Raw genomic sequence first — 18,000 nt, 5'->3', positions numbered from 1 at the left:
CGTGCCGCCGCCGGAGCCTCGGCGGCATGGTGCACGTGCCCGGATCCCTGGTGGGGTTAACCCCCCGGGGGGGGCTGGGCCCGGGCGGTGGATTACGGGGAGTTGGCCGCCGGCGGGCCCTGCTCGGCCCTATTCGGCGCGGACCGCCTCCACCGCCTCCCGGACGTCCGGGTGCGGGTCGTCGGCGAGGGCGTCCAGCAGTTCAGTGACCCCCGGGGTGGACCAGCGGGAGACCGCCCACACCAGTTCCTCCCGCACCCCGGGGTCGGGGTGGCCGGCGAGGTGGCCCAACTGGGCGAGCGGGCCCCGCCGGCGCATGCCGAACCAGTGCAGCGCCTCCCGCAGCGCGGCCGGGTCCCCGGGCTCACCGGCCGCCGCGACCCGGGCGAGCAGTACCCGCGCGGGCGGCGGCGGACCGTCCAGCGGATGCGGCAACCGCTCGCGCAGGCGCCGTGCCCCGTACCCGCCGCGCACCCGGCACCCGAAGCAGGTGCAGGGCCGCACACCGTGCGCGTCCGGCAGGTACCGCCAGCCCGCCACCTGCGGCGCGGCGCGGACCCGGTGCACCTCGCCCGGCCGGACCGCCCGGGGTACGAACACCTCCCACCCGCGCGGATCCTCCAGTACCGCGATGCGCCGCACCGCCTCCGACGCCGGAACGGTGGCCTGGGCGCCCCGCGCCCGGTCTCCGTAGCGGCCGACGAGCACGGGCTGGGCGTCGGCCAGCCGCACGTGGACGGCCACGAGCCCGCCCCGGGTACCGAAACGGGCCAGCTCGCGCAGCCATTGGTGGGTGAGGGTGTACGACGGCAGTACCGGGAAGCAGTAGACACCGCGCGCACCGCCCTGCCCGTGGCTGGCCGCCCGGATCCCGGAGCGCCGGATGCGCGGCGCGTTGGCCGCCGAGGTCAGGTGCACGAACATCGCCATCGCTCAGGACCCCTGGACGACCGGACGGTCCGGAGACGGCATGCCCCACTCGCTCCAGGAGCCGTCGTACACCGCGATGTCGGAGTACCCGGCGAGGTCGGCGCCGAGCGCGAGCACACAGGCCGTGACCCCGGATCCGCAGCTGAAGTAGAGCCGTTCCCGCTGCCCCGCCGCGTCACCGAAGGCCTCGCGCAGCTCGGCGGCGGGGCGCATCAGGCCGTCGGGGCGGTGGAGTTCGCCGAAGGGGAGGCTCACCGCACCCGGCATGTGGCCGCCGCGCAGGCCCGGGCGGGGCTCGGAGGCGGTACCGGCGAACCGCTCGCGGGTACGGGCGTCGAGCACCGCGGCGGCCGGATCGGCCAGAGCCGCCGAGACGGTGGCGGCGTCCACCAGCAGCCCGGCCCGGGGCCGGGCCGTGAAGGAGCCGCGCGGGCCCCCGTACGCCGGTCCGCGCTCCTCCACCGGCCACCCGGCGGCCAGCCACGCGGGCAGCCCGCCGTCGAGGACGGCGACCCGGTCGAAGCCCATGGCGCGCAGCATCCACCAGGCGCGGGCGCTGGAGTAGACACCGGCGCCGTCGTACGCGACGACCGTGCTGGTGTCGTCGACGCCGAGGTCGCGCATCACCCCGGCGAAGGCGGCGGCTCCCGGCATAGTGTGCGGGGCGGCGGCCCCGTGGTCGGACAGCGCTCCGTCGAGGTCGAAGGGGCGCGCGCCCGGGATGCGGCGGTCCGCGTCGCGGTGGGCGCCGACGGAGGCGTCGAAGACGACCAGTCCGGGCGTCCCGAGCCGCTCGGCGAGCCAGTCGCCGTCGACGAGCGGCCCGGGCAGCGCGAGAGAACGGGCAACGGCCATGCGGCACCTCCGGCATCGGCGAACGGGCCCCACCCACCGGCCCCCCGCCCCATCCTCCTACGCGCCGCCCTCCTGCCGCCCGGGCGGGGCACTCCCTCGTATGGGCGAGGCGGCGCAACCGCGCCGTTTCGGCTCCCGGGCCTCCGCGGGCCGGGGTTCACCGTGCTTCACGGTCCGGCGGGTACGTCTCATTTGGTCAAGTCCGCGCCGCAGGTTCTGGCCGGTCGCCCTGCCGGGCCGGCCGACGGAGCGGGTGCGCGGGGCCAGGGCGCGGATGACGGCGTGCTCCCACCGGCGCAGGTCCCGTGCGTGTTCTTCCCGGCGGATGAGGTGACGGAGCCTGGTCCAGACGCGGGCACGGGTCCATTCGGTGAACCGTCGGTGCGCGGTCGGGCCGGACGGCCCGAAAGACGGCGGGAGTTGCCGCCAGGAACAGCCGGAGGTCGTCACGAACACGATGGCGGCCAAGACCTCGCGGTCTCCGTAGCGGCGCCGTCCGCCGCCTTGGCGGCGCTCGGGATGGCGGGGCACGACGCGCTTGAACAGGTCCCACATCTCATCGGGCACCAGCCGTTCCACAAGATCCACAGCGACCGATTCCAGTGATCGAAATGAGACGGCCACATGACCGCGGGGACGGGTGGTACCAGCGGTCGCGGCACCTGATGCTGGCCCCATCCGGGTCGGCAGAGCGCCGTTCCCCGGCTCAGAGAAGGGAACCGATGATGGGCGTCGAGGAGGGAAACCCGAACGGAACGCCGTTCCGCGGAAGCGAAATCGGAAGCGAAATCGGACTCGGACTAGGACTCGGACCGGGGTCGATCGACGAGGTGCTGCCCCACGACGGAAGCAGCGGCGACTTCAGCACGGTGGCACCCCAAGTCGTCCTGCACGGTGCGCGGCTGCCCTGGGAACGGGACGCCACCGGAGCCAGGCTCCGCGTCCCGTGGCTTGCGGTGCTCGTCTGCCGCGGGCCGGAATCCCGCGTCGCCGCCGACCGCCGGGAAGAGCACCGGGAAGGGCGCCGGGAGGAGCGCGCCTCACCCTGGCGCATGCTCGAAATGGCGCGGGACACCTTCACCGAGGTGATAGCACCCCTGCACGCCCTGCCCTCGCTCATCGAACAGGCCCCGGACACGGGCCCCGCCCGCATCCGCGTCCGGGCCCACCGGATGCCGCGCAGCGCCGGGAGCTACGTCGCCCATCTGGTCTCGCTCCAGGGCTGCGCCCCGTACTTCGATTCCGCCCACGTCGCTCCGCGCGAGCGGACGGTGCGGCTGGCATCGCTGCACTCCTGGTCCTTCCGCCACCTGCCGGCAGGCACCGACGAGGCCCCGTAGGAGCTGCCCTGTGCGGGTGTCCGCCCCCCGGACACCCGCGGCGGGGTGGGTGCGGATCCGTCCGGATGAATCGGATCCGCACCCGCAGGTGCCACGGCTTCAGCCGGTGGTCCAGGTGACGGCCACGAATCCGGTGGAGCCCCCGACCTGGTCCCTCACCTTCCCATCGGCGTCAGCGGATTCGCCTTCGCCTCCGGCTCCCTGACTGTCGTTCAGGCCGTGTCCGGGAGAGGCAGGGGTAGCGGCGGTGCCGCCGGCGCTCCAGCCCGAGTCCTGTCCGCCGCCGCCACGTCCGTCACCGCCGGGAGCGGTGCTTCCGGTCGCGGGTTCGCTGCAGGTGGCTGTGCCGCCCTTGCCACCGCCGCCGCCGAGGTCCTCGCCGTTGACACCCGGGCCGCCGGTGCCGTTGCCGCCGCCGACGCCGCCGAGCTTGATGCCCGCGCCTCCTCCGCCACCGCCACCGCCGCCTTGCGCGAGCAGGGCCGAGGGTGCCGGCTCGGCGCCGGTGTACACCGCGGACGCGCCGCCTCCGCCGACGACGACGGTCACGGTGGAGCCGGCCGCCAGCGTGGCGGTGCACACGGCCGTGCCGCCCGCCCCGCCGCCGCCGCCGTTCCAGCCCCCGCCGCGACTCAGCGTCCGGGTGGCCCAGGTGCCCCCGCCTCCGCCGGCGCCGCGGACGGTGAAGGTCACGCTGTAGGTACCGCTGCCCTCGGGCAGCACCAGCGTGTGCTGGCCCGGCTCCGTGAACACCGCCGGCGAGTCCTGGGCACGCCACACCGCGGCGTCGACCCTCCGCAGGGGACCGGCCTGGGCGGGGCACGCCACCATGACACCGGCCAGGGCCACCACGACAGTCGTGGCGGTCCTTCGGATCACTGCGGACACGGGAACTCTCCATATCTCAGCGGGGGGAGCAACAACCCCACGCTCCCTCCCACCCCACCTCCGGGAGAATCCCCGGGCACGCCATGTCACCTGGACGTGAACCGCAGAAATGGTTCGCCAGCAGCAACCGGCCCAACGGCCGCCCGCCTCGGCCTACTCCGGGCAGGTGCCCGGCCTGGCGAAGAGGGCCACCCGGGCGCCCCGGACCTCCGTCACCGAGCACAGGTCGAAGGCGGAGACCAGCGTCTGGCGTTTCACCGCCTCCGCCGGGTAGCCGTCCACCGGCTCCCCCGCCGGGTCCAGCAGTACGACCACCCGCCCGACCGCCGGGTCCAGCAGCGCCTCCTGGATCCCCTCCGGACTCCGCTCAACGCCCTGCAGGCTCCGCGAAGCCGCCGGGGTGCGGGACAAGGCCGGGTCGCGCAGGGACCCGTAGAGCTCCGGCGAGGACAGCAGCCACTCCCGCCGCCGTGAGGGGAGGAAGAGCACCGAGTCCCCGGGGCGCGCGAGCTCTCGGACGGCCGCCGCCACGGCCGGCGCGTCGTCCTTGCGGCTCTCCGGGGTACGCAGCCACACGGACCAGCACCCCACCGGCACCAGCAGCGCTCCGACCAGCGGCCACACCCACCAGCCGCGCGCCCCCGCGAGCCGCGCGCCCGCCAGGAGGGCGAGGCCGGCGAGCGAGTAGAGGACGTACCGGTCGACGTACCAGGGGTGCACCAGCGAGACGGCCAGCAGCAGTCCCGGCGGCAGCAGCGTCAGCGGCAGGGCGACGCGTACGAGTTCCCGCGCGGCCCCCCGGGACAGGAGCAGCGCCGCGGCCGCGACCGCCCCGTACGCCGCCCAGTCCTGCCAGCCCGGCCGCCCCAGCCAGCCCAGCTGCTGCTGCGCCTGCCGCGCGCTGACCAGCGCGAGCGGCAGCAACCCGGCCACCACGGCCCCGGCGGCGAGCCGCCAGCCGCGCGAACGCCACGCGGCGAACGCGTGCGCGGGCAGCGCCAGTACGGCGAACTCGTGCAGCCAGCACCCCAGCAGCAGGACCACGGCGTAGGCGACCCATCGCCCGCGCAGCATCAGGTACGTGGCCCAGACGACGGCCGCGGCGACGAGGGCGTACGAACGGCCCTCCTGGGCGTACATCTGCACGGGCGGCAGCACGGCGTACCCGAGCCCGGCCAGCAACGCGACCCGATCCCCCCGCCCGCCGGCACCCGCACCGTCCCCCACCAGCCGGTGGGCCACGGCGGACACGCCCGCGGCGGCCAGGGCGGTGGCGGCCACGGACGGCAGGCGCAGGGCCCACAGGCCGGCGTCGGTGCCGATACCACCGCCCCCGTCACCGTCGCCCGCCAGCGCGAACACCGCGTGCATCAGGAGGTAGTAGAGGCCGTGCACGGCGTCCACCTGGCCGAGCAGTTCCCAGAGCCCGCCGAGCGGCCGGTGCGCGACCTGCCACGTGACCGACTCGTCGCGCCAGGCGGAGCCGCCGCGCGGGAGTCCCCAGAGGCCGAGTGCGACGGCGGCGAGCGGCGGCAGCCAGCGCCAGGGGGCGAAGCGGCGGATGTCGGCCTCCGGGTGCTATCCGTACGGGTGGTGCTGACTCCATACTCGGGGTTCGAGCCCAATACTTGCGGGGGTGGGGCGTGCGAGCACGCGGATGGCGAGTCGGCCTGGTGGCGGCGACCGTGGCACTGGCCGCGGTGTCGGCCCTGGGCGGGTGCTCCTCCGGCGGGGCGAAGAACGGCGCCTCCCCGGCACCGGGGACGAGCACCGGCACGGGCACCCCTTCGGCTACGGCCACGGACGCGGGTACGCCGTCCCCCGGGCAGAGCGCCGGACAGAGCCAGAGCCCCGGCAGCGGTACCACGGGTGGCACCGGCACGCAGCCCGTGCCCGGCACCTCCTCGTCCGCCCCCGCGCCCAGCGCCTCGCCGTCCGCCTCGGAGGCGACCCTCGTCGTGGTCACTCGCAGCGGCGGCATGACGGGGAAGGCCAGCACCTTGATCATCCGGGAAGACGGATCGTTCCTGCGGCTCGACGCGAAGGCCGCGACGGTCGACCGCGACAAGCTCCCGGCGGCCGGTCTCGCGAAACTGCGCACCGCGCTCGAGGAGGCGGACTTCCCCCGTCTGCCCCGGATCTCGAAGCCCGACCGGCCGGTCATCGACGCGTTCACGTACGCCTTCCGGTACGCCGGCTACGAGGTCGCCGCCGACCAGACCACAATGCCGCAGCCCCTGCAGAAGGTCATGGCCGCCCTGCCGCCCTTCGAACCGCGCTGAGGGGGCGGCGACGCACGCACCGGGCGACGGCGACCTCGGCAGCCGCAGCCGCGTGACGACCCGGCGACCCGGCCCGATCCGCCCGGCCCGATCCCCCTACAGCCCCGTCCCCGCCACCGTGATCTCCCGTAGCCTCCGGTCCAGGTATCCGCGCAGCAGGACCGCCATGTCCACGCCCTCCGGGTCCAGGACCCACTGGATCTGGAACCCGTCCATCACCGCGAGGACCTCGCGGCCGACGGCCTCGCAGTCCGTCCCCGGCCGTACCTCGCCGCGCGCGACCCCCGCCCTCAGCAGGTCGACGCTGTAACCGAGGACCCGGGCGTAGCGCTGCCTGAAGTAGTCGTGCGCGGGGTGGCCCTGATTCCCGGACTCGCCGACCAGCGTGTTGTACATCCGTACGAGGCCGGGCCGGCGGGCGTTGTCCGCGGCGAGGGCGACGACGGCGGCGAAGTGCGCGGCGAGCGAGGGGACCTCCTCGGCGGGCGCGCTGAAGAGCCGCTCCACGTCGTGCTCCTCGCTCTGCGCCAGGACCGACAGCAGCAGGTCCTCCTTGCCCCGGAAGTGGTGGAGCAGCCCGCCCTGGGTGATCCCGCAGTCGGTGGCGATCCGGGCCAGCGAGGAGGCGTTGAAGCCCCACTGCGCGAAGTGCTCGACGGCGGTGTCGAGGATCTTCTGGCGACGAGCGTCGCCCACCGCGTACGTGCCCCGGCCGGCCGCCGCCCCGGGGGCCGCGCGGCCCTTGTCCTGTGCCATGCCGCCCACCCTAGACGCAGTCCGCATCCACCCTTTTCCGGCCATCCCTGCGGAGTGATCCAGGTCACTCGGCGAAAACCTAGTGGGTGCATGGTTTTCGCCCTTACGGTGAAAACGCCGGGTCGGCGCCGAGGCCGCCCCGGAGACGCTGGAGTCCCCCATGCCGCTCACGCAGGACACCGGAGGCGTGCGCCACGCCACGGACCGACCGGATCGGGCCACCGCCCCGACCCCGCCCACGGGCACCACCACCGGGACCCCACAGCTCCCACCCCCGCCGAGCTTGATCGCCGGCCCGGCGGCCACCGCCGGAACGACGGGGACACGGATGTCCTGAACGGCCCGGCCGCGTCCTCCCCCGGTCGCTCCCCGGTCGCTCTCCCGGCCGCCCTCCCGGCCGATCCCCCCGTCCGTCCGCCCCGAGGTCCCGCCGACCGCGCCGCCCGCCCCCGCCATCGGCGCAGGGCACGACCACGGCATCACCCCGGCCGTCGCCGCCGCCCCACCCTGTCCGGCCTATCCACCCGGTCCGGCCGATCCGCCCGGTCAGGGTCGTCAGGAGCTGGCGACCACCGACGTCACGCCCCCTCGCGCGGCCACCCGCACGACCCTCCGCACCACCGCGCCCGCGACCGCCCCGCGCCCACCCCTCCCAGGAGCCCGGCAATGAACGCAACCCCCGCCGCCCGTCCTCTGCCCTACAAGGACGCCGCCCTCCCCGTCGACGACCGTGTCGAGGACCTGCTGTCCCGGATGTCCCTGGAGGAGAAGGCCGGCCAGCTCTTCCACTCCATGCTGATGATGAACCCGGACGGCACCCCGGTCACCGAGACCGACGGCTCGATCCTCCCGTTCACCACCCCCGAGCTGATCGAGGGCCGCTCCCTCACCCACTTCAACCTCCTCGGCAGCTACGGCGCCCGCGAGATGGCCACGTGGCAGAACGCCGTCCAGGAGATGGCCGCCGGCACCCGCCTCGGCATCCCGGTGACCCTGTCCACCGACCCCCGGCACTCCTTCACCGACAACGTCGGCGCCTCCTTCAACGCCGGCGCCTTCTCCGCCTGGCCCGAGGCCATCGGCCTCGCCGCCATAGGCGACCCGGAGCTGGTCCTCGAGTTCGCCGACACCGTCCGGCGCGAATACCTCTCCGTCGGCTTCCGCGTCGCCCTGCACCCGCAGATCGACCTGGCCAGCGAGCCGCGCTGGGCGCGCCAGTCGGGCACCTTCGGCTCGGACGCGAAACTGACGGGCGAGCTGGTCCAGGCCTACGTACGGGGCCTGCAGGGCGAGGCGCTCGGTGCGGGCTCGGTCTCCGCGATGGTCAAGCACTTCCCGGGCGGCGGCCCGCAGAAGGACGGCGAGGACCCGCACTTCGCGCACGGCAAGGAGCAGATCTACCCGGGTGGGATGCGCGAGCACCACCTGGAGCCGTTCAGGGCGGCCGTCGCGGCCGGCTGCGCGCAGATGATGCCCTACTACGGCCAGCCCATCGGCACCGACTGGGAAGAGGTCGGCTTCGGCTTCAACAAGGGCGTCGTCACCGGCCTGCTCCGCGAGGAGCTCGGCTTCCAGGGCATCGTCTGCACCGACTGGGGCCTGCTCACGGACTCGGTGATCTTCGGCGAGGCGCACCCGGCCCGCGCCTGGGGCCTGGAGCACTTGAGCACCGCCGAGCGGGCGGCGCGGTCCCTGGAGGCGGGCTCGGACCAGTTCGGCGGCGAGCAGTGTCCGGAGGTGATCGTGGAACTGGTCCGCTCGAGCCGGATCCCGGAATCCCGCATCGACGAGTCGGTACGCCGTCTGCTGCGCGAGAAGTTCGTTCTCGGCCTGTTCGAGAACCCGTACGTGGACCCGGACGCGGCGGCGGAGACGGTCGGCCGGGCCGACTTCGCGGCGGCCGGGGCCGCTGCCCAGCGGCGCTCGCTGACGGTGCTCACCAACACCGGGCGGGTCCTGCCCGTGTCCGGCAGGCCGAAGCTGTACGTCAGGGACGTGGACGAGGCCGTCGCCGCCGAGTACGGGGAACTGGTGTCCGATCCGGCCGGGGCCGACCTGGCCGTGCTGCGGCTGCGCACGCCGCACGAGCCCCGCACCAACGTCTTCGAGTCCTTCTTCCACTCGGGCTCGCTGGCCTTCCCCGAGCCCGAGCTCGCGGAGATCCTGGCGCTTCTGGACGCCGTCCCCACCCTGGTCTGCATCAACCTGGAGCGGGCCGCGGTGATCCCCGAGATCGCGGAGCGGGCGGCGGCGCTGGTCGCGGACTACGGTGCCTCGGACGCCGCCCTCCTGGACGTGGCCTTCGGCCGCGCCGCCGCCGAGGGTCGCCTCCCCTTCGAACTCCCCCGCTCGATGGCGGCCGTAGCCGCCTCCCGCCCCGACGTCCCGAACGACACCGCCGACCCGGTCTTCCCACACGGCCACGGCCTGACCCTGCCCTCCTGACGGGGCGCCACCCCTGCCGTCCCGGCGTGGGACCCGGTGGACAGCCCGGACCCCGCAGGACCCCGGGCTGCACCCGAGGCCCTGGAGCTCCGGTCCGCAAACGCCGGCGGGGCTGGAAAATCCAGCCCCGCCGGCGTTTGAGGCGCAGGGGTCCGGGGGCAGAGCCCCCGTGCGACGAACCCGTCATAGCCGGAGGCCAGCCGCTCCTCTACGCTGCACCCCTACCACGCGGGATCTTCAGGGGCGGGACATGGAACAGACGCACACCACCACCCACAACGGCGCCGCGGCCACCCCCGGCGCGCAGCGCCGGGTGCTCGTCGTCGAGGACGACCACACCATCGCCGAGGCGATCGCGGCCCGGCTGCGGGCCGAGGGCTTCCAGGTGCAGACGGCCGCCGACGGCCCGGCGGCCGTCGCCGCCGCCGAGGGCTGGCTGCCGGAGCTGCTGGTCCTGGACGTCATGCTGCCCGGCTTCGACGGCCTGGAGGTCTGCCGCCGGGTCCAGGCGCAGCGGCCCGTACCGGTCCTGATGCTGACCGCCCGGGACGACGAGACCGACATGCTCGTCGGCCTCGGGGTCGGCGCCGACGACTACATGACGAAGCCCTTCTCGATGCGCGAGCTGGCCGCGCGGGTCCACGTACTGCTGCGCCGGGTGGAGCGGGCCAACGTGGCCGCGCACGCGCCGCGCGGGGCCACCCTGCGCCTGGGCGATCTGGAGATCGATCACGCTCAGCGCCGGGTACGGGTGCACAGCGAGGACGTGCACCTGACACCGACCGAGTTCGACCTGCTGGTGTGCCTGGCCGGGACCCCGCGGGCGGTGCTCTCCCGGGAGCAGCTGCTCGCCGAGGTGTGGGACTGGGCCGACGCGTCCGGGACCCGTACGGTCGACAGCCACATCAAGGCGCTGCGGCGGAAGATCGGCGCCGAGCGGATCCGTACGGTCCACGGCGTCGGGTACGCCCTGGAGACCCCGGCGCAGCCGTGAGCGGCTACCGGCCGTCCGGGCAGCGGTCGCCCGGGATGCTGCGGCCCTTCTCCCCGTTCTCGATCAAGACGAAGCTCGGCACGCTCGTCGTGGTGTCGGTCTTCATCACCACGGGCCTGCTGATGGTGGCGATGCGCACCGCCACGGAGGTCCGCTTCATCACCGTGTTCTCGGTGATCGCCTCGATGCTGATCACGCAGTTCGTGGCGCACAGCCTGACGGCGCCGCTGGACGACATGACCACGGTGGCGCGGGCGATATCCCACGGGGACTACACGCGCCGGGTGCGCGGGGCGGGCCGCCGCGACGAGCTGGGCGACCTGGCCTCCACCATCAATCTGATGGCGGACGACCTGGAGGCGGTGGACCGGCACCGCAAGGAGCTCGTGGCCAACGTCTCGCACGAGCTGCGCACCCCGATCGCGGCCCTGCGGGCGGTACTGGAGAACGTGGTGGACGGGGTCTCGGCCGCCGACCCCGAGACCATGCGCACGGCCCTGAAGCAGACCGAGCGGCTCGGGCGGCTGGTGGAGACGCTGCTGGACCTGTCCCGCGTCGACAACGGGGTGGTGCCACTGCGGGCCCGCCGCTTCGAGGTGTGGCCCTACCTGTCGGGGGTGCTGAAGGAGTCGGGACTGGCGGCGGCCGGCCGGCCGGGGCTGACGTCGGGGTCGGGCGGGCACACCCGTAACGACGTCCACCTCCACCTGGACGTGTTCCCGCCGGAGCTGACGGCGTACGCGGATGCCGAGCGGCTGCACCAGGTGGTGGCGAACCTGATCGACAACGCGGTCAAGCACAGCCCCCCGCACGGCCGGGTGACGGTCAGCGCCCGGGCGGGCGACGCGCCCGGGAGTCTGGCACTGGAGGTACGGGACGAGGGGCCCGGAATTCCGGAGGCGGAGCGGCACCGGGTCTTCGAGCGGTTCAACCGGGGCAGCTCGCGGGGCGGCGACGGCGGGACGGGGCTGGGCCTGGCCATCGCCCGCTGGGCGGTCGGACTGCACGGCGGGCACATCGGCGTGGCCGAATCGTCTCGTGGCTGCCGCATCCTCGTCACACTTCCGGGCAGCTCGCAGGCGCCCGGTTGACGTAGGGTTCGAGTGGGAAGGACATGATCTCGGCCACACGCGCCGGGGTCCGTCAGGGGTGCGAAGCCAAGGGGGCCGCAACCACGGTGCCTCCTGCCCGAACCAGGGTTGTTTCCCGCCATTCCAGGTGGTGAAACCCGCCGTTCGATGTGACGTACGCGACGTAAGTCCCGCCCGGTCTGCATCTCACGGTCTGGGAGGCGTAGCCTTTATTCCCGCTGTCCATACCTTGTGAAGCGGAAGAGGGCGGTTGCCGCCGTGTCGCCACAGTCCCCCAGTAACTCGAGCACCACGACCGAAGCAGGAGAAGGCGGGAAGAGCCCTGCCCCAGGCTTCGGAGCCAATGAGTGGCTCGTCGACGAGATCTATCAGCAGTACCTCCAGGACCCGAACTCGGTCGACCGGGCCTGGTGGGACTTCTTCGCCGACTACAAGCCGGGTGGCGCTGTCGCTCCGGTGAAGGCGGAAAAGCCCACGGATCGGCCCACTCCCCCCGCTGCGACGACGGACGGCGCCTCCGCACAGGCCGCCGCCCCCGTCACCGCAGCGACTCCGCAGGCCTCCGACGCCGCCGCCACGGGGGCGGCGGGCGCCACGCCGGCCACCCCCAGCGCCGCGTCCACGTCGCCTGTGCCAGCTCCTGCCCCTGTACCTGCCACCCCCTCTGGTGCCCCTGCTGTGACTGTCACCTCCCAGGCCCCGGCCGCCGCCGCACCGGCTGCCCCCGCCTCCCAGGCTCCGGCTCCCGCCGCCGCCCCCGCCTCCTCCGTAGCCCCCCAGAAGGCCGCGCCCGCCACCGAGGCCCCCGCGGGCCCCGAACTGGTGACGCTCCGCGGCCCGGCGGCTGCCGTGGTCAAGAACATGAACGCCTCGCTGGAAGTGCCGACGGCCACGTCCGTCCGCGCCGTCCCGGTGAAGCTGCTCTTCGACAACCGCATCGTCATCAACAACCACCTGAAGCGGGCCCGGGGCGGGAAGATCTCCTTCACCCACCTCATCGGCTTCGCGATGGTGCAGGCCATCAAGGCCATGCCGTCGATGAACTACTCCTTCGCGGAGAAGGACGGCAAGCCGACCCTGGTCAAGCCGGAGCACATCAACTTCGGCCTCGCGATCGACCTGGTGAAGCCCAACGGTGACCGCCAGCTCGTCGTCGCCGGCATCAAGAAGGCCGAGACCCTCAACTTCTTCGAGTTCTGGCAGGCCTACGAGGACATCGTCCGCCGGGCCCGCATCGGCAAGCTGACGATGGACGACTTCACCGGCGTCACCGTCTCGCTGACCAACCCCGGCGGCCTGGGCACCGTCCACTCCGTGCCCCGCCTGATGCCCGGACAGTCGGTCATCATGGGCGTCGGCTCCATGGACTACCCCGCCGAGTTCCAGGGCACCTCGCAGGACACCCTGAACAAGCTGGGCATCTCCAAGGTCATGACCCTGACCTCGACCTACGACCACCGGGTCATCCAGGGCGCGGCCTCCGGCGAGTTCCTGCGCATCGTCGCGAACATGCTGCTCGGCGAGAGCGGCTTCTACGACGACGTCTTCGAGGCGCTGCGCATCCCGTACGAGCCGGTCCGCTGGCTCCGGGACATCGACGCCTCGCACGACGACGACGTCACGAAGGCCGCCCGCGTCTTCGAGCTGATCCACTCCTACCGGGTCCGCGGCCACGTCATGGCCGACACCGACCCGCTGGAGTACAAGCAGCGCAAGCACCCCGACCTCGACATCACCGAGCACGGCCTCACCCTGTGGGACCTGGAGCGCGAGTTCGCGGTCGGCGGCTTCTCCGGCAAGTCGATGATGAAGCTGCGCGACATCCTCGGCGTGCTGCGCGACTCGTACTGCCGCACCACCGGCGTCGAGTTCATGCACATCCAGGACCCGAAGCAGCGCCGCTGGATCCAGGACCGCATTGAGCGCCCGCACTCCAAGCCGGAGCGCGAGGAGCAGCTGCGGATCCTGCGCCGCCTGAACGCGGCGGAGGCCTTCGAGACCTTCCTGCAGACGAAGTACGTCGGCCAGAAGCGCTTCTCCCTGGAGGGCGGCGAGTCCGTCATCCCGCTGCTCGACGCCGTCATCGACTCGGCCGCCGAGGCCCGCCTCGAAGAGGTCGCGATCGGCATGGCCCACCGCGGCCGGCTGAACGTGCTCGCGAACATCGTCGGCAAGTCGTACGCGCAGATCTTCCGCGAGTTCGAGGGCAACCTCGACCCGAAGTCCATGCACGGCTCCGGCGACGTCAAGTACCACCTGGGCGCCAACGGCACCTTCACCGGCCTGGACGGTGAGCAGATCAAGGTCTCGCTCGTCGCCAACCCCTCGCACCTGGAGGCGGTGGACCCGGTCCTGGAGGGCGTGGTCCGCGCCAAGCAGGACATCATCAACAAGGGCGGCACGGACTTCACGGTCCTGCCGGTCGCCCTGCACGGCGACGCGGCCTTCGCCGGCCAGGGTGTGGTCGCCGAGACGCTGAACATGTCGCAGCTGCGCGGCTACCGCACCGGCGGCACCGTGCACGTGGTCATCAACAACCAGGTCGGCTTCACGGCCGCCCCGGAGTCCTCGCGTTCGTCCATGTACGCGACCGACGTGGCCCGCATGATCGAGGCGCCGATCTTCCACGTGAACGGCGACGACCCGGAGGCCGTGGTCCGCATCGCGCGGCTCGCCTTCGAGTTCCGTCAGGCGTTCAACAAGGACGTGGTCATCGACCTCATCTGCTACCGCCGTCGCGGGCACAACGAGTCCGACAACCCGGCGTTCACCCAGCCGCTGATGTACGACCTGATCGACAAGAAGCGCTCGGTGCGCAAGCTGTACACCGAGTCCCTCATCGGTCGCGGCGACATCACCCTGGAAGAGGCCGAGCAGGCGCTCCAGGACTTCCAGGGCCAGCTGGAGAAGGTCTTCGCGGAGGTCCGCGAGGCCGCCACGCAGCCCGCCGCCATCCCGCCGGCCCCGGTCGCGCAGGCCGATTTCCCGGTGGCGATGAACACCGCGATCTCCCAGGAGGTCGTCAAGCGGATCGCCGAGGCCCAGGTCAACATCCCGGACACGGTCACCGTCCACCCGCGTCTGCTGCCCCAGCTGCAGCGCCGCGCGGCGATGATCGACGACGGCACCATCGACTGGGGCATGGGCGAGACCCTGGCCTTCGGTTCGCTGCTGATGGAGGGCACCCCGGTCCGGCTGTCCGGCCAGGACTCCCGCCGCGGCACGTTCGGCCAGCGCCACGCGGTCCTCATCGACCGGGAGACGGGCGAGGACTACACGCCGCTGCTGTACCTGTCGGACGACCAGGCCCGCTACAACGTCTACGACTCGCTGCTCTCCGAGTACGCGGCCATGGGCTTCGAGTACGGCTACTCGCTGGCCCGCCCGGACGCGCTGGTCCTCTGGGAGGCCCAGTTCGGTGACTTCGTCAACGGCGCCCAGACCGTCGTCGACGAGTTCATCTCCTCGGCCGAGCAGAAGTGGGGCCAGACGTCCGGCGTCACGCTCCTGCTGCCGCACGGCTACGAGGGCCAGGGCCCGGACCACTCGTCCGCGCGTCCCGAGCGCTTCCTGCAGATGTGCGCGCAGGACAACATGACGGTCGCGATGCCGACCCTCCCGTCGAACTACTTCCACCTCCTGCGGTGGCAGGTCCACAACCCGCACCACAAGCCGCTCATCGTCTTCACCCCGAAGTCGATGCTGCGTCTGAAGGCGGCGGCGTCGAAGGCGGAGGAGTTCACGAACGGTTCGTTCCGTCCGGTCATCGGCGACTCCACCGTGGACCCGAACGCGGTCCGCAAGGTCGTGTTCTGCGCGGGCAAGGTCTACTACGACCTGGAGGCCGAGCGGGAGAAGCGCGGCATCACGGACACCGCGATCATCCGCATCGAGCGGCTGTACCCCCTCCCGGGTGCGGAGCTCCAGGCGGAGATCGCCAAGTTCCCGAACGCGGCGAAGTACATCTGGGCCCAGGAGGAGCCGGCGAACCAGGGTGCGTGGCCGTTCATCGCGCTGAACCTGATCGACCACCTCGACCTGGCCGTCGGCGCGGACATCCCGGCCGGCGAGCGCCTGCGCCGCGTCTCGCGCCCGCACGGTTCGTCCCCGGCGGTCGGCTCGGCCAAGCGCCACCAGGCGGAGCAGCAGCTCCTCCTGACGGAGGTCTTCGAAGCCTGAGCCCCGTAGCGCCCACAAGGCCCGGCCCCCTCGCGGGGGCCGGGCCTTCCGGCTGTCCGCTCCGCTTCCGGGGGTCAGCCGGCCGTGTGGGGGGCCAGGTTCGGGTGCGCCTCGCACCAGGCCGCCCGGTCCCGCTCCACCGCCGCCCGGGCCACCGCGTGCTGACCCCCCGGCGGCGGTACCCCGTCCATGTCCCGTTCGGCCGCCACCATGGCGTCGACGAACACCCGCCCCCCGGCGGTGAGTTCCGCAGACCCCTGGAGCACCGGCAGGACAACCGCCACCTGTGCCCGGATCCGCGCGTGCTGCGCCCACGCCCCCCTGGCCCCGTAGAGCGCCGCGCGCTGCCAGTAGCCCGCCAGTGCCAGATGCGCGTACGCGCCCCGCAGGAGCCCCTCCAGCGGCCTCGGATCGGCCCGCCAGGGGGCCCAGTACCGCGCGGCGCGGTCGGCGGTGTGCAGGGGGATCGCCTGCGCCAGGGCCGCCAGCTTCCCGTGCTGCACCTCGTGCACCAGGGTCGCGGCCAGCGCGGGCGGCGGCTGGGTCCGTGCCAGTACGGAGCCGGCCGCCGCGGGGAGCGTCCCGCCGAAGGCCCGGGAGCTGCCGGACAGCGGGACCACGCAGCGCAGCAGCCGGCCGGCCTCCTCCGCGCGGGCGGTGTCGTAGCGGCGCAGCAGGGTGAGGGCGCCGGACCACTGGGTGTCCCAGCGCTTGTGGCCCCTGGGGGTGAGCCGGCGGGCGGCGTGCACGGCTCCCGAGGCGCGGTACGGGTCGAGGTCGTCGAGCGCGGTCCGACCGTCGGGCAGGGCGTGCAGGGCCAGCGCGACCGGGTTCCCAGGGTCCCAGGAGTCCTCGGTCAGGGCCAGCGGGCCGGGCCGGTCCGGGCGCAGCAGTCCGAGGGTGGGCAGTACGAGGCGTCCGTGCGCGGGCCGCAGCGTGAGCTTGAAGCCGATCCCGGCCCGCAGCGCCGCGGCGGCGGCGAGCGCCCCGAGGTGTTCCAGGTCGGCGGGCGGCCCGTGCCGCGCGCGCAGCCGGCCCAGGGTCTCCTCGGCCCACACCCCGGTGGCCGGATAGTGCAGTACGTCGCCCACCGCGCCGGGGTCGCGGCGCCCGGCCTCCTCCAGCAGGGCCCAGTGCTCCGCGGCCTCCCCGGCGCGGGCGCGGCCCGGCAGCTCACGCAGTTCCCGCAGCAGCCCCAGCCGCCGCGCCCTGCGTACGCCGCACACCAGCGCGGTCCCTTCGGCGGACGGCTCGGTGGAACCGAGCGCCCGCAGCACGCCGTCGCTCGGCTCCGGGTGATCCATGCATTCCTCCCGCCGCGGACGCTCCATCCCTGCCCGGGGGACGACCTCCGCGAACGGCGGAAAGCGGTCAAGTCCGGCCGTGCCGGCCGGGCGGATTATCCTGGCGGAACACACCCGCCCACCCGACCACCGCACGGAGCCCGACTTGTACTTCACCGATCGCGGCATCGAGGAGCTGGAGAAGCGGCGCGGCCAGGAGGAGGTCACCTTCGAGTGGCTCGCCGAGCAGCTGCGCACCTTCGTCGACCTGAACCCGGACTTCGAGGTCCCGGTCGAGCGCCTCGCCACCTGGCTGGCCCGCCTGGACGACGAGGACGACGAAGACGCCTAGGACGCCCAGGACGCGCACTGCTCCCAGCACGCCCAGTGCAACGACGAAGGGGCCCGGCCGCAGGTGCGGTCGGGCCCCTTCGTCATCGTCCCGCGGGACAAGGCCGATCAGGCTGGTGAGGCCGGATCAGGCGGCCTTGGTCTCCCAGAAGATGCGGTCGATCTCGGCGATGAGCTCCAGCGCCTTGGCGCCGGTCGCCGGGTCGTTCGACGCCTTGGCGGCCGAGAGGGCCTTCAGGGTGTCGTTGACCAGGGAGTGCAGCTGCGGGTACTTCTCGAAGTGCGGCGGCTTGAAGTAGTCGCTCCACAGCACGGAGACGTGGTGCTTCGCGAGCTCGGCGCGCTGCTCCTTGATGGTGATGGCGCGCGCGCGGAAGTCGGCGTCGTCGTTGGCCTGGTACTTCTCCTGCACGGCCTTGACGGACTCGGCCTCGATGCGGGCCTGGGCAGGGTCGTACACGCCGCACGGAAGATCGCAGTGGGCGGAGACCTTCGCCTTGGGGGCGAAGAGGCGGGAAAGCATGGAGTTTGTCCTCCTCGTGATCGTCTTCTCAAGGGGGAGATTACTCCGTGAGAAAGGCGATTTCGCGGGCGCCCCCGTGCGCT

15 protein-coding genes are annotated in these 18,000 nt (G+C 73.2%); 7 read left to right on the top strand and 8 right to left on the bottom strand.

Translation table 11 applies throughout. The features are described 5' to 3' along the window. Window positions 1-129: 129 nt before the first annotated feature. The 3 genes from OG389_RS25545 to OG389_RS36825 are packed head-to-tail and all read right to left on the bottom strand — an operon-like array spanning window position 130 to window position 2,340. Complete coding sequence (locus tag OG389_RS25545; RefSeq protein ID WP_328300778.1) at window positions 130-930, bottom strand: HEAT repeat domain-containing protein; 801 nt, start codon at window positions 928-930, stop codon at window positions 130-132. A 3-nt stretch (window positions 931-933) separates the two neighbouring features. Then, window positions 934-1,785: a sulfurtransferase gene (locus OG389_RS25540; protein WP_328300777.1), complete on the bottom strand. Its 852-nt coding sequence runs from the start codon at window positions 1,783-1,785 to the stop codon at window positions 934-936. Between the two features lie 57 nt (window positions 1,786-1,842). After that, window positions 1,843-2,340 (bottom strand): transposase, encoded by a 498-nt coding sequence (locus tag OG389_RS36825; RefSeq protein ID WP_443059457.1) that lies wholly within the window; start codon window positions 2,338-2,340, stop codon window positions 1,843-1,845. Window positions 2,341-2,615: 275 nt separating this feature from the next. Here OG389_RS36825 and OG389_RS25530 point away from each other — a divergent pair, with 275 nt between their 5' ends. Then, a complete protein-coding gene (locus OG389_RS25530) occupies window positions 2,616-3,125 on the top strand; it encodes a hypothetical protein (protein WP_328300776.1) in 510 nt (169 codons plus the stop codon). Between the two features lie 99 nt (window positions 3,126-3,224). On the opposite strand, the gene OG389_RS25525 is transcribed toward OG389_RS25530, so the two are convergent. Together OG389_RS25525 and OG389_RS25520 are read right to left on the bottom strand one after the other, a co-directional pair. Beyond that, window positions 3,225-4,013 (bottom strand): hypothetical protein, encoded by a 789-nt coding sequence (locus OG389_RS25525; RefSeq protein WP_328300775.1) that lies wholly within the window; start codon window positions 4,011-4,013, stop codon window positions 3,225-3,227. A 153-nt stretch (window positions 4,014-4,166) separates the two neighbouring features. Further along, window positions 4,167-5,417, bottom strand: a complete 1,251-nt coding sequence (locus tag OG389_RS25520; protein ID WP_328300774.1) for a hypothetical protein — start codon at window positions 5,415-5,417, stop codon at window positions 4,167-4,169. A gap of 239 nt (window positions 5,418-5,656) precedes the next feature. Between OG389_RS25520 and OG389_RS25515 the strand changes: the two genes are divergently transcribed. Beyond that, entirely contained in the window at window positions 5,657-6,295 is a 639-nt protein-coding gene (locus OG389_RS25515; protein ID WP_328300773.1) for a hypothetical protein, read from the top strand. Window positions 6,296-6,391: 96 nt separating this feature from the next. On the opposite strand, the gene OG389_RS25510 is transcribed toward OG389_RS25515, so the two are convergent. After that, window positions 6,392-7,051 carry a TetR/AcrR family transcriptional regulator gene (locus OG389_RS25510; protein ID WP_328300772.1) on the bottom strand — a complete coding sequence of 220 codons (660 nt, stop codon included), beginning with the start codon at window positions 7,049-7,051 and terminating at the stop codon, window positions 6,392-6,394. Window positions 7,052-7,717: 666 nt separating this feature from the next. On the opposite strand from OG389_RS25510, the gene OG389_RS25505 reads away from it, so the two are divergent. The 4 genes from OG389_RS25505 to OG389_RS25490 all read left to right on the top strand — a co-directional run bounded on the left by OG389_RS25505 (window position 7,718) and on the right by OG389_RS25490 (window position 15,760). Beyond that, the gene (locus OG389_RS25505; protein ID WP_328300771.1) at window positions 7,718-9,496 is read left to right on the top strand and encodes a glycoside hydrolase family 3 protein; all 1,779 of its coding nucleotides are present in this window, start codon (window positions 7,718-7,720) and stop codon (window positions 9,494-9,496) included. A gap of 250 nt (window positions 9,497-9,746) precedes the next feature. After that, window positions 9,747-10,490 (top strand): response regulator transcription factor, encoded by a 744-nt coding sequence (locus OG389_RS25500; protein WP_328300770.1) that lies wholly within the window; start codon window positions 9,747-9,749, stop codon window positions 10,488-10,490. Window positions 10,491-10,525: 35 nt separating this feature from the next. Continuing rightward, entirely contained in the window at window positions 10,526-11,581 is a 1,056-nt protein-coding gene (locus OG389_RS25495) for a HAMP domain-containing sensor histidine kinase (RefSeq protein WP_328304088.1), read from the top strand. A 258-nt stretch (window positions 11,582-11,839) separates the two neighbouring features. Next, a complete protein-coding gene (locus tag OG389_RS25490) occupies window positions 11,840-15,760 on the top strand; it encodes a multifunctional oxoglutarate decarboxylase/oxoglutarate dehydrogenase thiamine pyrophosphate-binding subunit/dihydrolipoyllysine-residue succinyltransferase subunit (RefSeq protein WP_328300769.1) in 3,921 nt (1,306 codons plus the stop codon). A 74-nt stretch (window positions 15,761-15,834) separates the two neighbouring features. Here the strand turns inward: OG389_RS25490 and OG389_RS25485 are convergent, their stop codons facing one another. Next, the gene (locus OG389_RS25485; RefSeq protein ID WP_328300768.1) at window positions 15,835-17,064 is read right to left on the bottom strand and encodes an aKG-HExxH-type peptide beta-hydroxylase; all 1,230 of its coding nucleotides are present in this window, start codon (window positions 17,062-17,064) and stop codon (window positions 15,835-15,837) included. A gap of 145 nt (window positions 17,065-17,209) precedes the next feature. Here OG389_RS25485 and OG389_RS25480 point away from each other — a divergent pair, with 145 nt between their 5' ends. Beyond that, window positions 17,210-17,395, top strand: coding sequence for a DUF6104 family protein (locus OG389_RS25480; protein WP_328300767.1), 186 nt, complete (start codon window positions 17,210-17,212; stop codon window positions 17,393-17,395). A gap of 126 nt (window positions 17,396-17,521) precedes the next feature. On the opposite strand, the gene sodN is transcribed toward OG389_RS25480, so the two are convergent. Then, a complete protein-coding gene (gene sodN, locus OG389_RS25475) occupies window positions 17,522-17,917 on the bottom strand; it encodes a superoxide dismutase, Ni (protein WP_112449818.1) in 396 nt (131 codons plus the stop codon). Window positions 17,918-18,000 lie beyond the last annotated feature (83 nt).

This window comes from Streptomyces sp. NBC_00435, assembly GCF_036014235.1.
Taxonomy (GTDB): domain Bacteria; phylum Actinomycetota; class Actinomycetes; order Streptomycetales; family Streptomycetaceae; genus Streptomyces.
The sequence above is the reverse complement of the archived record's forward strand: the minus strand, read 5'-3'. Positions and strand labels throughout refer to the sequence as shown.